The sequence below is a fragment of the Flavivirga spongiicola genome (genome assembly GCF_030540825.1).
In the GTDB taxonomy this organism is placed as follows: Bacteria; Bacteroidota; Bacteroidia; order Flavobacteriales; family Flavobacteriaceae; genus Flavivirga; species Flavivirga spongiicola.
In genome coordinates, this window is record NZ_JAUOEO010000001.1 from 4,926,226 (window position 1) to 4,941,750 (window position 15,525).

The 15,525-nt window shown below is 33.7% G+C and carries 8 protein-coding genes; 2 read left to right on the forward strand and 6 right to left on the reverse strand.

Going from position 1 to position 15,525, the window contains the following annotated elements:
• Positions 1-4: 4 nt before the first annotated feature.
• The 4 genes from Q4Q47_RS19580 to bshC all read right to left on the reverse strand — a co-directional run bounded on the left by Q4Q47_RS19580 (position 5) and on the right by bshC (position 6,781).
• A complete protein-coding gene (locus tag Q4Q47_RS19580) occupies positions 5-1,936 on the reverse strand; it encodes a PBP1 and LysM peptidoglycan-binding domain-containing protein (protein ID WP_303308334.1) in 1,932 nt (643 codons plus the stop codon).
• A 281-nt stretch (positions 1,937-2,217) separates the two neighbouring features.
• Complete coding sequence (guaA, locus tag Q4Q47_RS19585) at positions 2,218-3,753, reverse strand: glutamine-hydrolyzing GMP synthase (RefSeq protein WP_303308335.1); 1,536 nt, start codon at positions 3,751-3,753, stop codon at positions 2,218-2,220.
• A gap of 61 nt (positions 3,754-3,814) precedes the next feature.
• Positions 3,815-5,185 (reverse strand): pyridoxal phosphate-dependent decarboxylase family protein, encoded by a 1,371-nt coding sequence (locus Q4Q47_RS19590; RefSeq protein WP_303308336.1) that lies wholly within the window; start codon positions 5,183-5,185, stop codon positions 3,815-3,817.
• A 3-nt stretch (positions 5,186-5,188) separates the two neighbouring features.
• The gene (gene bshC / locus Q4Q47_RS19595) at positions 5,189-6,781 is read right to left on the reverse strand and encodes a bacillithiol biosynthesis cysteine-adding enzyme BshC (protein ID WP_303308337.1); all 1,593 of its coding nucleotides are present in this window, start codon (positions 6,779-6,781) and stop codon (positions 5,189-5,191) included.
• 320 nt (positions 6,782-7,101) lie between these two features.
• Here bshC and Q4Q47_RS19600 point away from each other — a divergent pair, with 320 nt between their 5' ends.
• Positions 7,102-8,622, forward strand: a complete 1,521-nt coding sequence (locus Q4Q47_RS19600) for an alkaline phosphatase PhoX (RefSeq protein WP_303308338.1) — start codon at positions 7,102-7,104, stop codon at positions 8,620-8,622.
• A gap of 49 nt (positions 8,623-8,671) precedes the next feature.
• On the forward strand, positions 8,672-10,432 hold the full coding sequence (locus Q4Q47_RS19605) for a cytochrome-c peroxidase (RefSeq protein ID WP_303308339.1): 1,761 nt from the start codon (positions 8,672-8,674) through the stop codon (positions 10,430-10,432).
• Between the two features lie 266 nt (positions 10,433-10,698).
• On the opposite strand, the gene Q4Q47_RS19610 is transcribed toward Q4Q47_RS19605, so the two are convergent.
• Together Q4Q47_RS19610 and Q4Q47_RS19615 are read right to left on the reverse strand one after the other, a co-directional pair.
• Complete coding sequence (locus Q4Q47_RS19610) at positions 10,699-11,220, reverse strand: DUF1097 domain-containing protein (RefSeq protein WP_303308340.1); 522 nt, start codon at positions 11,218-11,220, stop codon at positions 10,699-10,701.
• A gap of 299 nt (positions 11,221-11,519) precedes the next feature.
• Positions 11,520-15,512: an SUMF1/EgtB/PvdO family nonheme iron enzyme gene (locus tag Q4Q47_RS19615; protein ID WP_303308341.1), complete on the reverse strand. Its 3,993-nt coding sequence runs from the start codon at positions 15,510-15,512 to the stop codon at positions 11,520-11,522.
• Between the last annotated feature and the right edge of the window lie 13 nt (positions 15,513-15,525).

A 15,525-nucleotide genomic window follows, 5' to 3' on the forward strand; every position in this document is an offset into this window, starting at 1 on the left:
CTTATTATTTTACCTCAACAATGGTTAAATCATCATACATTACCAAATACACCGTATTGTTATAATAGCCACCAAAAAGTTTCTTTTTGTATGCAAATTTATTTTCTACATATTCGGTAAGCGATGCCTCATTAACTGACATATACAGATCTTCTGAAGATACTAAACGCAATACAACATCCATGGTTAAATCGAAACCTTTAACAGCTCTATTATTAGGTGTTGTATTATACATTTGTTTATACTTTTTAACAAAGGCATTATTATCATTTTCATTATACGCTCTTGACATCGTTGCAAAATGAAATTGTAAATCTGATAAATGGATGTTATCCACCGCATCATCTTCAAAAGCGGAATTGATATTGGTAGTAACCAATACAATCTCTATAGCTTCTTTTCTTTCTTGTTTATTCTCTTCTTGAATTAATGATGCCAAAATACTTGTTACATTGGAAACAAATCCAGAATCCTGAGTTTCTAAAAACACGATATTTTTTCCTGGTTTTAACTCATCCTGAATATCATCCTTACTCACAAAGTACTTGTCTTCACCTTTTTTATCCTTCCTAGAAAGAATTTGTTTGGCATAATTAAACTCCCGCTTAAGATCATCAGAAACCGGTTTATTTTTAGTGTCCGAGATAATTATAATATTACTGGTTAAAGTATCAGCTCTTACAAAATTTACAATCTTCTTTTTTAATAGATCATTAGATGGTCTTGACTGAAATACATTATCATATAACTTTAAGTTGATTCCTATTGGTGATATAACCGGTGTATTATACTTCCTTAATTCCGAAGCAACTTCTTCAAAATTATCAGGAGTTAATGGACCTATAACAGCATCAACATTTTCAAAGTCATTTTTATCAATAATATGCTTTACTTCACCTATTTCATGTTTAGTATCGTACACATCTACTTTAAGAGAAACCCCTAAAGCTTTAAGAGAATCCAACGCCATTAAAACACCTGAATGAAAATCTAGTGAGGCATTTAAATATGGATCTTTTTGAATACTTTTCTTGGTATCTGATGCAGAATCGAAATCTACCCGATTTAGTTTAAAAGGCAGCATAATAGCTATATGCTTTGTATTAAAATCGGTAATACTATCTACTAAATTAATCTTGTAAGAATCTAACCCTATAATACCATTGGCTAAATTAGAATATGGTATTTTTAAGATCATTCCTACTTTTAATCCACCTTCTTTTAAAATTGGATTTAAAGCTTCTAGTTCTGTCTGCTCCAAACCTAATTTAATTTTTAGTCTATAAAACCCTTCTTTTGGTAATACTTTATAATAGCTATACTGTTCGTCTACTTCTTTTTCTTCTTCATCGCCTATATTTGGTACATTTAAGATTTGTCCTTCTTGCAATACCTCACCCATCTCAGGGTTAAGTTCTTCAAGCTCTTTAACTGTTATCCCAAATTTATAAGCAATACGCCATTTGCCTTCTTTAGGAAGTACTGTGTAAGTTTTAGTAAGTTCATTAACTTCCTCAACCTCTGTAACTTTAAATATTGGGATTTGAAGTTTATCTCCTTTTCGTAAAGGTTCAGCATATAAAAATTTATTATGCTTTTTAATTTCTTCAACAGTCACATTATACTGTTGCGATAAGCTATAAAGTGTTTGCCTTTTTTTGGTTCTATGTTTTTTAAAGCCCTCTAATTCTTTAGTTATAGTTATTTTAGGGGGTGAAACTTTAGATTTTGGGATAATTAAAACCGAATTAATTCTTAACTCCTTTTGGGCATCCGGGTTTAAACTGTAAATATCTGAAGGGGTTACTAAGTATTTTTTTGCAATACTTTCAATGGTTTCTCCTTGTTTAACCTTATGAGTGCTATAATTTTGAGCTTGAGCAGTACCAAAACTAAATAATAGTACTAAACATAAAACGAAAAAGAATTTATTCATGTAATCTGTTTTTAAATGGCGTTTAAGGGGCATTCCCGCGATTTTATTCAGGGTAAACGATCCTTTCTTTTTTTAATGATACATATAGTATGCCAAAAAAAATACGGCGTGCAACCTGACAATATTTTTGAGTTCACTTATTTATATACGGTTGTTTATAATAACTAAGATGATTTCAAAAAATAAATATAGTTTATAAATATTATAACGTCCAACTTAATAATGTTATTTTGGTTTATTTATATCATAATTTATAATGATATAAATAAACCAAAATAACATTACTCCCACTCAATAGTAGCTGGTGGCTTTGAACTAATATCATAAACTACCCTATTAACGCCTTTTACTTTATTTATTATATCGTTTGATGTTTTTTGTAGAAATTCATATGGTAAATTCACCCAATCGGCTGTCATACCATCCGTACTTTCTACTGCTCTAAGCGCTACACATTTTTCATAGGTACGCTCATCTCCCATAACACCAACACTATTAACCGGAAGTAGCATGGCTCCTGCTTGCCAAACATTGTCATATAGATTCCATTCTTTTAAACCATTTATAAAAATGGCATCAACTTCTTGTAGAATACGTACTTTTTCTGCAGTTATATCTCCTAAAATACGAATCCCTAATCCTGGTCCGGGAAATGGGTGACGTCCTAAAAGTTCTGGATCAATTCCCAAAGTAGCTCCTACACGCCTAACTTCATCCTTAAAAATGGCTCTTAGAGGTTCTACTATTTCGAGTTTCATAAAATCCGGTAAACCTCCTACATTATGATGACTTTTTATAGTTGCAGAAGGGCCTCCTGTTGCAGAAACACTTTCAATAACATCTGGATAAATAGTCCCCTGTGCTAACCATTTTACATCTTCTAGCTTATGTGCTTCATCATCAAAGACTTCAATAAATGCATTTCCTATGGCTTTACGTTTTTTCTCAGGATCTTCTATGCCAGCCAAAGCATCTAGAAAACGTTGTGAAGCGTCAACACCTTTTACATTGAGTCCCATCCCTTCATATTGATTTAAAACATTTTGGAATTCGTTTTTACGAAGTAACCCGTTGTTTACAAATATGCAGTACAGGTTTTTACCAATCGCTTTGTTAAGTAAGACTGCTGCGACTGTGGAGTCTACGCCTCCAGAAAGTCCCAGTACGACTTTATCATTTCCTACCTTTTCTTGAATGGCTTCAACGGTTTCTTCTACAAAAGAGTCTGGTGTCCAATCTTGATGAAGTCCAGCTATACTCACTAAAAAGTTTTCTAATATTTGTTTCCCATCTGTTGAATGATATACTTCAGGGTGAAATTGAATGGCGTACGTTTGCTCTCCTTCAATTTTATATGCCGCATTTTTTACATCATGTGTACTTGCTATTAAAACACTACCAGTTGGTAATTCTTTAATAGTATCACTATGACTCATCCAAACTTGACTCCCTTCACTAACATTTTCGAAGAAAGGGTCGTCCGTTTTTATGAATGATAAATTGGCTCGACCATATTCTCTGGTATTGGAAGGTGCGACTTCACCACCTGAGAAATGCGCCAAATACTGTGCTCCATAGCATACCCCTAAAAGCGGCTTTTTACCACGTATTTGAGATAAATCCGGATGTAACGCTTCCTTGCCTCTTACAGAAAATGGGCTACCAGAAAGTATAACGGCTTTATAGCTTTCTATATTTGTTGGAATCTTATTAAATGGATGTATTTCGGAGTAAATGTTGAGTTCCCTAACTCGACGGGCAATAAGTTGTGTGTATTGCGATCCGAAGTCTAAAATTAGTACCTTGTCATGTTGCATGCGCAAAAGTAATAATTGATTTTAGAATGACGAATATATGACTATCGATTTTTTAAAATTTTTATTTCATAGTATCTAAAATCATCTCAATGTCCTTCCCGGTAGTATCAGGGTTAATAAAACAGAATCTTGAAACGGTCTCATAAGTATCTCCTGTTTTCCATTTGGTTGGAGTTACTAATGCGAAACCTTTTCTATGGTTTTCATAAGTCCAATTGGTGTAATCTTCTGGCTTCCATCCTATTCTTCTATACAATACACAAGACAAACTTGGTTCTCGAACAAGTTCCACATAAGGATTCTCGGTGATCATCTTCCCTGCCATTTGAGCGAGTTCAATACCTCGCTCTACAGCTTTTTTATATTGATCTGTTCCGTGAGTCGCTAACGAAAACCATAAAGGCAAACCTCTTACCCGACGTGTTAATTGTATTTGATAATCGGTTGGGTTAAAACCATGAGCCCCTTCATCCTTAAAAATATCGAGATACGATCCTTCCTGTGAATGCGCTTGTTTAGCTAACTCGGGGTTTTTATAAATAACTGCTCCACAATCATAAGGAGAGAACATCCATTTATGAGGGTCTATAGTAATGCTATCAGCTTTTTCAATACCGTTAAACAAATGCCTAACAGAATCTGCAGCCAAGGCACCTCCACCATAAGCAGCATCTACATGAAACCATAAGTTTTCTATTTTACAAATATTGGCTATGCCATCTAAATCATCAATAATACCTGCATTTGTTGTTCCTCCTGTTGCTACCACAGAAAATAAGCGTTTACGCTGGTGCTCGGTTAGACCATTAATAGTATCCTGTAATTCTTTTCCAAACAACCTGTCTTCAGAATCCACCAGCAACACATCCACATCTATAACCTTTGCCATAGCTTTAATTGAAGAATGGGCACCAATAGAAGTAATAATAAGCCCTTTTTCTCCTTTAAAATCATCATTTTTTCTCCAATGTTCTCGAGCAGTTACCATAGCAGAAAGGTTGGCTGCCGTACCACCACTTGTAAACACACCAAATGCTCCTTCTGGTAAACCTGTTAATGAAACAATCCACTTCATGGCTTCATTTTCACAGAAAATACCGCCAGCACCTTCCATCCAATAGGCTCCATGAATACTAGAAGCAGATGTTACTAAATCGAACATAATGGAGGCTCTTGTTGGTGATGCAGGTACAAAAGCCAAATTTCTTGGGTGATCTACTGGCACCGTGGCCTTCATTAAATATTTCTTCCATAAATTAAAAGCATACTCGCCCCCAATACCTTTATCAGTAATAGTTTCACCTACCAACTCCTTTAGTCTGGCTTCACTTTTAGGTTTCCCTATTTTACTTTGTGTTGCAGAAAGTCTATCTATGGCATATTTCATGACATCCATAGTCATTTCGACCAATTCAATATCAATTTTGTGCATTTGTTAAAGATTTAGTATTAAGAATTCACCTTTTAAAGGCTCTAGGTTTTTAATAAGGTTAGGAATGAGTCGCTCACCATATTCTAAATAAAACTCAGAGAAATTGGTATTTCGTTCTTGTAAACTTTGACCAGGGAATAATTGTTCCTGCAACTCGGTGATTCTGGAAACCTGATCTGCCAGCGTTTTTTTTTGAGCTTTAAGTAGTCTTTTTTCTAAGTTTTCTATTCCTTTTAGCTGTTTTACTTCTTGAGCTTTCACAGCTCCCAAAAAGGATTTATCTGTTTGCTCTGCTAACTTGAACAGCGTTTTAAATTGTACTTCCAAATGCTCTTTTTGGGATGAAAAGTCTATATTTATATTCGATATCTCTCTTACTTTCTTATTAATAAAAGCATCTCGTTTTAAAAAGATATCGGCATTCGAAATATTCAGTTTTTTTAATTTATCAGATTGCTGCTTGGTCTTAATTAAAGCAGAGTTACGTAACAACAATATTGGGAATGGGACATGAACCGTATTAAAAAACTGTTTTAATTGAAACCAGTAGGCTAATTCTCCGCCACCTCCAATATAACATAGATTAGGTAATATCACTTCTTGATACAATGGACGCATAATCACATTTGGCGAAAACCTTTCCGGCACCTCACGGAGATGTTTTAGTATCTCACTCTTGCTCCATGAGATATTGGTGTTGTTCACCTTGAATATGTCATCTTCAAAAAGTATACGTTCTCTTAGATTTTCTTTTAAATAAAACAAATTAATCTCGCGTGGATTTACCTGAATATCATATGCTTTAGAAAGATCTTTATTTGTTTCTAAAACAGATTTAAAAGATTTTTGATGCAGTAATTCATCTTCTATAAAAGGAGCAAATTGTTTTTTTAAATTGGTATCATTAGCATCAATAATAACTAAGCCATAATCTTTAAATAATTCGTTTGCAAGATACCGTGTAGCATCTGCTAAATTAGTATGATTTAAGTAAGCTCTACTAAATAAATCTCTTAAATAATCAGCATTTTTACTAACCCCTAGCTCTTTTGAATATAATTTAAATATATCTTCTAAACCTTCTAACGATAATTCTCCCGCTGCACCTTGGGATTCCCTATTCCATTGTACTTTCTTTCCTTTAAAATTGAAATAATTAATTTCATCAAAATCATGATCCTCTGTTGCCATCCAATAAACTGGTACAAAATTATATGATGGATATGTTTCGTTTAATTCTTTTGAAAGATTGATCGCAGAAACTATTTTATATAAAAAGTATAAGGGACCAGTAAATAAATTAAGCTGATGTCCCGTTGTAATCGTGAATGTGTTTTCTTGTTTTAAAGCATCAATATTTTGATGTGTTAAATCTGATGCGTCAATATCTTTATATTGTTGCTTTAAACTATCAACCAGAACGATCCTTGATTGCTCTTGAACAGATATTTGTTTTTCTTTTATCTGATTTTCAAAATTTTCAATTTTAGGGAAATGATGATAAAACGCCTTCAATTCTGATTTCTCTTCTAGATAATCACAGATTAGTGATGAAAAATAGCCTGTTTTTTTGAATGAGATCCTCTCTGACGACATAGATAATGTTGGAAATTAGAAATGCAAAGATACAGATATTCAATTTCGAAAATCTAAAAAATTCGTTAAGAGTTTCCTCATAATCCTGACTATTTTATGAGTCTTTATAATGAACGCATTTCAACTTAAAAAAGCCTTGTAATAAACGGGAGCTTAATTAACCGATAACATTAACTGCTTACTATTAATATTTCTCTAACCTTATTAACCTTACAATAACCCTAAATTAATATAGCAATATTAATGACTTAACAGACTTTAAATTGTCTCACAATAATTTTGAAAACAAATTATAACCAAAATAATATTCTAATTAAATTATGAAAAATTTATTTAAACTTTTTTTACTACTAGTAGTTACAATTACTACCGGTTTAACAGTAACAAGCTGTGATATTGAGGATGGAAAAGATGGAAAAGACGGTCTGGATGGTGTAGATGGTAGTGATGGAACAGATGGCGCAAATGGTAGCGATGCCTCTGTTTATCTAGCAGCATCAAAATCTCCAAGCCTATTAAAAGTAACAAGCGATTTTGTAGGTTTAAAAATCACACCTATTTTATCTTCCGAAGATGTCATTCCAAACACTCCTGACTTTGTATATGGTTCTATGGCCGACGGAGCTGGGTTAATTAACAATGGAAATGAAACGTTTACCTTAATTAACAATATAGAAGCGGATTATTCTATTGCCCGTATTTTATTAAACAAAAATCTAAGACCATATCATGGTGAATATATTCTAAATGCTGCTGCTACTGCTGAAACAGCTCAATGTTCTGGATCTTTGATTAGCCCTGAAGAACATGGGTTTGGTCCCTTATACCTATCTGGAGGAGAATGGGGAGGTGCTTCTAAAGGTGTGTTTTTAACAGACCCGGCAAAAGATGCTGCCGATGCTAGTACTGGAAAATTATTAACTGCTTTTGGACAGTGGTCTACCGAAAATGCTGTTGTTATTGGTAAAGATGCTTATGAAGATAAAACTGTTGCCTTTATTGGAGATGATCATTCTGATAACAGCGTACCTTCTGGTCAATTAGGCATGTATGTTGGAAACAGAGGAGATTTAGAAGGCGGTAAATTATATGGTTTAAAAGTAACTTCTGCTGGTATTGATTTTGAAGTAGATATGGTTGAGGGTACAGAGTATGATGCTGAATTTGTTGAATTAACCGAAAGAGAAATTGCAGCTCTAGATGCAGAAGCTAAATCTAAAGGTGTGATGGGATTCTCTAGATTAGAGGATATCGATTGGAGAAGAGGTTCTGCTGCAAACCAAAAAGAAGTTTATTTAGCTGTTACTGGTAGAGATAAAGCAGATTTAGTTGGAAAAGGAACTATTTTAGGTAGGGTTTACAAAGTTGTATTAAATGATACAGACCCCACTGGGGCTTGTAAAATTACTTGTGTCCTAGATGGTGATAAAGTTGGTGGTAAAGCTGAAGGCTTCCACTCACCTGATAATATTTTAGTCACTGAGAACTATGCATATATACAAGAAGATCCAAACGGGTATTTAGATACTACTGCTAACGGTTTTGCCAAATTATATCAATATAACTTAAGCACAGGCGCTATAAAAACTGTTTTAGAGTGTGACCAGAATAGAGCTGCCGGTTTAGGCTATGGTACCATTGATAGAAACTGGGAAATTACTGGTATGATAGATGTTACTGATGTCGTTAATAATGGAGATAACACATTCTTATTAATAACTCAAAATCATGGGTGGGAGCCTGCAGACGGAACTTCGTTTACAGATCCAAAAGCTAATCCAGACTTAGCAAACAGAAAAGAAGGCTCTATGCTTTACATAATCAAAGGTTTAGAAAGATAATCTTATGAACATATATTTGAATTTTATATTCAAAGCTAAGACATACACTATGAGTGTATGTCTTTTGCTTTTAAGCGTTTCTTGTATTGATAAAGAAAAAAACAATACAGAAGAACAGATTACAAAAACAGATAAATTAGAAAAGCTATATAGTAACCATCTTGTTATGGCTTATAAACATTTGGATAGCATTGATATTACAAACAATAATGACACCAACAAGAAACACTATATAAACTCAAGAACATGCTTTAAAAAGAGCGAACCTATACTAGCGTACATAGAAAAAGAAAATTACAAGTCTTTAAACGCTCCAAACTTACTGCGAATCCAAGAAGAAGATCCTACAGATATTAAAATAAACCAACCCATAGGATATCAAGTCATAGAAGAAAATTTATTTTCTGAATCCATGGATACTTTAGTTTTATCCAGGGCTCTAAAAGTAACAAGTGGGAGGTTAAAATTAATAGAACATAATATTGATCTAAATTTTAAAGACTATCATATATTATGGCTTATTAGAGATGCTATAGTTAGAATGGCTACAACGGGTTTATCTAATTTCGATTCTCCAGTGTTAGAAGCTTCATTAAGCGAATCAGGTTACGTTTTAGGTACGTTAAATGACATCTTTAACATTTATCAAAGCAATTTTAAAAATAAAGATCTCTTTCAAAAATGGAAAACGGAGCTAATAAATTCCCAGAAAATACTAAATACAGATTTTGATAGCTTAGATAGATATGGGTTTATTAAAAATCATACCAATAAACAATTAGAACTTTTAAAAGCCACTCAAAAAGATTGGAATATAGAATTTCCTTTCGAGTTAGCTTTAAAAAACAATTTAACCAGTTTATTCAGTAAAAACACTTTTAACTTAGAATACTTCTCAGATTATAAAAGTGATACCATATATTTAAACACAAAAATAGAGCTAGGGAAACAACTATTTAATGACAAAAGGTTTTCTGTAAAAAATGATATGTCTTGTGCTACTTGCCATATTAAGGAAAAAGCCTTTACAGATGGAAAAGTAACTTTTAATAAAAATTTAAAAAGAAACTCACCTACCCTTACATATTCAGGTTTACAGAAAGCCTTTTTTTTAGATAATAGATCAGGTAGTTTAGAAGGACAAATAGCAGGAGTTGTTACTAACCATGATGAATTTAATGCTGACCTAAAACATATCGTCAAGGTCGTAAAAAGTGATAAAAACTACGCAAAGGCATTCGATACGCTATATTCAAGAGGAGCAAACGATATGAACATCAGACATTCTATTGCTTCATATGTTAGATCGCTAAATGAATTTAATTCAAAATTTGATAATAACATTAATGGAAAAGAAAATACGCTTACACATGCAGAAAAAAGGGGGTTTAACATATTTATAGGCAAAGCTGCATGCGCTACCTGTCATTTTCCTCCATTATTCAATGGTACAGTACCTCCAAACTTTAATGAGTCAGAGCTTGAAATTATTGGCGTTCCGGAAACAGAAGAAAACAAAAAGCTAGATGATGATCTAGGCCGTTATAACCTTTTTAAAACGGAAGAACGAAAAGGCGCTTTTAAAACGCCTTCTATTCGGAATGTGGAACTGACTGCTCCATATATGCATAACGGTGTTTATGAAAGTTTAGAACAAGTCATGGATTTTTATAACAAAGGTGGTGGCTCCGGATTAGGTTTCGATGTACCTCATCAAACATTACCATTTGACAATTTAGATCTTTCTGAAGAAGACATACAAGATATCATTGCTTTTATGAAAACACTCACCGATTACAGTATAAATTAAACAGTATAAACTTTTACTAATTTGCTAACAGACTTAAAGCTCTATTTTATCTAAAATTCATTGAAGTGGTATTAATTATAGTTGAATCAAGATAAAATATCATAGAGTGAGTAGACCTGACAGGTTTTAAAAACCTGTCAGGTCTCTTTAAAACATAAATGCCGATTATGTTAAATTATTATGATTTAGCCATACACACTGATATAATAATATCGATATTTTTTTTTCAAGCTCTAAAAAGAAAAAATCTATATATGTAAAGAATATTATGATTTACTTATTTTTTTCTCATAAGCACCTCTTAAACTAACAGTAACATATCCATATATCAATCCAAGAACACAATAAATTAGTTCCGTTTTTGCAGCAATTACAAAGCTTGCATTAGGGACATAAGACATGAATGCAAAAAATGCTCCAGCTCCAACAAAAATGGCTGGTATAAAATCTAACCATTTAACTTTTTCAAGAAAAATAACAGGTATTACCACTAAAAAAACGGCAAGAGGGAAAGCAAAAAATCCTAATCCAGCAAACTGACCACTTCCTAAGACCATAATTAAAATAGAAGCAATAATTCCCATCACATAGCCTAAAAGGGTTCGAACCCCTCCCTTAATATCACATCCTGCTAGAAAATACATGGCCCATGCCTGAAAAGCTATCCAGCCAAAACCTACATTTCCTACCGGCTCTACATGAAGGTGAAGAAGTTGATCTACAATTTGAATTGATCCAGCCAATAAAGCAATTAAAATTGGAATTGCAATAAATTTACGTAAACTCATAATATTTAAATTTTAGTGGTTATTAGATATTTTTTTTACCAAGTAACTTTGAACTCATTTAAACTTTTTCCGTTTAAGCGAAAATGAGACATTTTTTGACCATTTGAAGCCTTTTTTGAGTTGCATAGCAGAGCTACGGAAGAAGAAAAAGACAAAAAATGGGTGAAAAAGGATCGTTTTTTAGCAAATGAAAAAAGTTTAAATGAGTTCTTTTATTAAAAGCCGTCCGGTAAGAAGATCTAATAGACTTCTTACCAGGCAACCTGTAAATTAATTTTTATTATCCTTTTAATAGATGCTTATTCTTCAACAATAATTCGAAACCCTACATTAAATACTTTTTGATTAGATGCATATTTTTTTCGATAAAACGAACTGGCCTTTTCCGACCTATCCTTCCACGAGCCACCACGAACGGCTTTTTGAACTTTTAGATTTCCAGAATTTCTTCCATCATCATTTTTGTAAGGATATGGCTTATAATCAGAACGAGTCCATTCCGAAACATTTCCAATCATATCGTATAACCCCCATGGATTAGGTTTGTAAGAACCAACACTAACCGCCAACATACTACCATCATCTACAACTTTTGAACGTGGTATGTAATCAAAATAAGGGCGTAACGGATTGTTTTTTGACATTGGTTTTGGATCAACACCTGTTACGGCCATGTCAGCTAATTGCATATCGGCCAAATTAGCATATTCTGAAAAATCAATTGATTCGTCCCCATACCAAAATTCACTATCACTACCTGCCCTTGCTGCCCATTCCCACTGAGATTCTGTTGGCAAAGAAATTTTCAACCCTGTTTTATCCGACAAGATTTCACAAAAGGTCATGGCTTCTTCCCAACTTACACGAACCGCTGGTTGATTAGGGTTATTGGCAGGATAACCTGGTGTGGTATGATCTTTCCAAAACTGTACTTGATATCTACTATCGTGGGTTGGGAATAATGCTCTTAATTGCTCATTACTTATCTCGTACTCCGACATCCAAAATCCCTTTTTCAAAACTTGTTTGCTTGGAGGGTAGGCATCAACATCTCCATGATTAGCCCCCATTACAAATGATCCCGCAGGAATGTATTTGAGTTTAATTTTGATAGTCTCATTTAAATCGACCACGATCTCCTTTTTCCTTGTTTGAGATTGCATTTTTGTTGCCGTTGTGGTATCAAATGGCCAATTTTTAAGTTTAATTTTCTTTTCCTTTAGTGGCTTCACCTCTTCCGGAATAACTGGCTCAATTTTTCCTTTGCTATCTAAATGGTTAATATATTCATCAATCTCTTTTATCCAATCTACTTTTGTATTGGCATATTTTACCATTAACTCATTACGGCGAATTTCTGGATTTATACCAAATACATCCTGAATTTTAAAGGTACCGTGATAAGGGACATTTAAATCAATCCACTCATATACTGTTCTTAATTCCCTATCAGTTAATTTAACATTTTTATGTCCTTTTTCTAGATGTTGTATTAAATCAGAAGTGCTTACGTGGTATTCCATTGGATTGGTTACAGGCATTTCGCCTTCAGGACCTTGACGATTAACGAATGGGTGTAAAGCCAAATAACTCTTACCAAAACCTGTAACCTTATCTATAGAACGATCTTTAAAGTTGAGTTCTGATTCATTCCCATCATGACATGAAATACAATGACGATCTAGAATTGGTTGAATTTCTAGATCAAAAGTAAATGCTCTGACTCCAGCTTCCGGAGGCGTAATTTTAATTGGGGTTTTTCGTGATGCTAGTGTAAATTTAGGTTGTGCAATTGTATTTTGGTCTTCATGACACCCCGTACATGAAATAACTTCTCCAGGCATACCGGTAACCCATGATCTCATTAATTGTACAGCAGCTCCATTTTCGTCCAATGGCTGCATAGAAATTGGAATATTAGATGGTATTTTGAAAATAACGGAACCATCTTCTTCCACAGGAACAGTCCCTAATATTCTTTTCATATCCCAACCTGCCTGAATGCCTTGCACCATATGTCCAGATGGCGATTTTGCATAAGCAAACTCATAAGCAAACACTCTTAGTTCCTTAATGGTTCCTCGTTCAATTCCTTCTGTACCTTGGCCTGTATAGATATCTTGAATATATACCGTAGACTCCATATTATCCAGATTCACTTTATCTGGAATAATAGGAGGCGTTTCTTTTTTAAATACAGGGATTGTTTCTGCTAAACCTTCACCTTCAAATTCTGCAATAAGTGTTACATTATCAAAAACATCAACCAAATACAAACCCCATAAAGATTCTGGATTTAATTTGGCCGTAACTAGAAAGTAATCTTTTGATAATACTTGAGGTTTCAAAAACTGAGGCCAAACATCATCAACTAGCCCATCTTTAATTTCTGGAATTACTGACTTATATCTATAAGGTATCTCTTGCATAACACCATCAGCTTCTCTTCGTCCTTTAGCTGGATCGAACATAACTAATCGCCCGGAACGAGCAATGCCGTGGTGACCTGAGACAACTCCAATAAATTGACTATTATTTTTACCAGGTAAAGGTTTTGCATCAAACAAAGAATTAGGCCAATAAGAACCACTACCGTATAATTCTTTCTTATTGGTTCCATCAGGATTCATATGCAGCATGATTCTTGAGAAATAGTGAGTAATATCACTATATTCCCAACGCAATTGCATTAATCTTCCGTTGTTCATTACTTCTGGACACCAATCATTATCCTGTCCAAAGCTAATCCTTCTTAAATCTTTACTTTTTGGGTCATAAACACAAAAACTTCCAACAATATCAGCACTATTAACACAAGGTACACCCTGATAAGCAATATTAGACGCTGCTACTATTTTTCCGCTTGGAAGATAAGCGCCATCGAAGAATTCTAAATCTTCTTCATCTACCTGCGTTAATTGACGAACTTTGTTAGAATTTAAATCCATCTCGAAAATCTGCCATAGATTATCTTTATTTACGCTCGTAAACATCAATCTATCAGCATCCCAATGTAGTTTTAAACTATTTAAAGGAGCACTATTAATAGGCTTGTAAATTGTTTTAGATTGAACATCTCCTCTTAAATTACTCAAAACACTTAATTCACAATCAAAATTACTCTTCCTTGCGGACATATGAGAACTCCAATTATTACTTTGTGTCCCAATTTCAGGAGCCATAGCCTTACGCGCACGATTACCTAATTTGTAACGAACAGCAATAATTTTATCAAAATCTAAAAGCGGATTAGCAAGTAAAAGTTCATCTTTGTACTCACTAATCTTATTCAAGTTTTTAATAGACTCCAAATCTTCTCTGTACATGCCGTTAACAGAAGTAGCATATACTTTTTCTATAAAATCAAGTTTTTCCTGGTATTCAAAAGCTTTAAATTTGGTATTCAATTTCATATTATCAAAAGCCAAACGTATCGCTACAGGATTAATCCATTTCAATTTATTTTGAAGGTTGTAAATTTCGCTCGCTCTTTTGAATAACTCTAGATATTTACCTAATTGTTCTGACTTCGGCAATTCTGCTGCTTCCTTAAGTAAATTTTCAAAATGCTCTGGCTTATCTAACAAATTAACAAGATTGTTAACTACTGTCCTTTCAGCCAAACAATCGTCAGACATCAACCATGATAAAGAACTTATATTCAACATATTAAAAAACAAAGGACCTATTTTGGGAAACTTCGAAACTAATTGTTTCTTAATAATGTTTGCAGAAACGTTTTGGACTACAAACCTAACAGAAGCTTGTGCATTAGAGCCGTCATCAATACCAACAAGTGCTTCAAACCGAACGTATTTTTCATTTAGATTAAAAACAACTTCTCCATCTGCATGAAGAAAAATTCCATGATCATACACTTTTGATTGTATTGTAAGCTTTTTACCATGACCATTAATATTTTTTAATGGTTCCCAATATCCAGCATGCCCGGATTGTATCTCTAGCGCATCCACGTAATCAAAACTACCATCAGCTTTAAATAATTTTACGTCTGCCCATACAGCATGATCCCAACCATTTCCATCTTCAGTACCATCTGAGATCATAACTAAATTCTCAACCCCAGTTATGTCTACAGATAATTTCTCTGGTGTATCTCCTTTTCTTAATACTTTTGAATTAACCGGGAAACGATCCCCTAACTCCTTTCGGAGTTCCTTCTTCAATTCAATTACACTTTGACTCCAATTCTTTTTAGCAGTTGGAGTTTGTGCCCAGCCACTGGCTGCTAACATTAAAAACACCAATAATAAGTTTATAGATTTCAACATCTCTTTTGTTTAT

Coding starts and splice junctions, on each gene's coding strand:
- Q4Q47_RS19580 (WP_303308334.1), bottom strand. CDS start 1,936: ATGAATAAATTCTTTTTCGTTTTATGTTTAGTACTATTATTTAGTTTT.
- guaA (WP_303308335.1), bottom strand. CDS start 3,753: ATGCAACATGACAAGGTACTAATTTTAGACTTCGGATCGCAATACACA.
- Q4Q47_RS19590 (WP_303308336.1), bottom strand. CDS start 5,185: ATGCACAAAATTGATATTGAATTGGTCGAAATGACTATGGATGTCATG.
- bshC (WP_303308337.1), bottom strand. CDS start 6,781: ATGTCGTCAGAGAGGATCTCATTCAAAAAAACAGGCTATTTTTCATCA.
- Q4Q47_RS19600 (WP_303308338.1), top strand. CDS start 7,102: ATGAAAAATTTATTTAAACTTTTTTTACTACTAGTAGTTACAATTACT.
- Q4Q47_RS19605 (WP_303308339.1), top strand. CDS start 8,672: ATGAGTGTATGTCTTTTGCTTTTAAGCGTTTCTTGTATTGATAAAGAA.
- Q4Q47_RS19610 (WP_303308340.1), bottom strand. CDS start 11,220: ATGAGTTTACGTAAATTTATTGCAATTCCAATTTTAATTGCTTTATTG.
- Q4Q47_RS19615 (WP_303308341.1), bottom strand. CDS start 15,512: ATGTTGAAATCTATAAACTTATTATTGGTGTTTTTAATGTTAGCAGCC.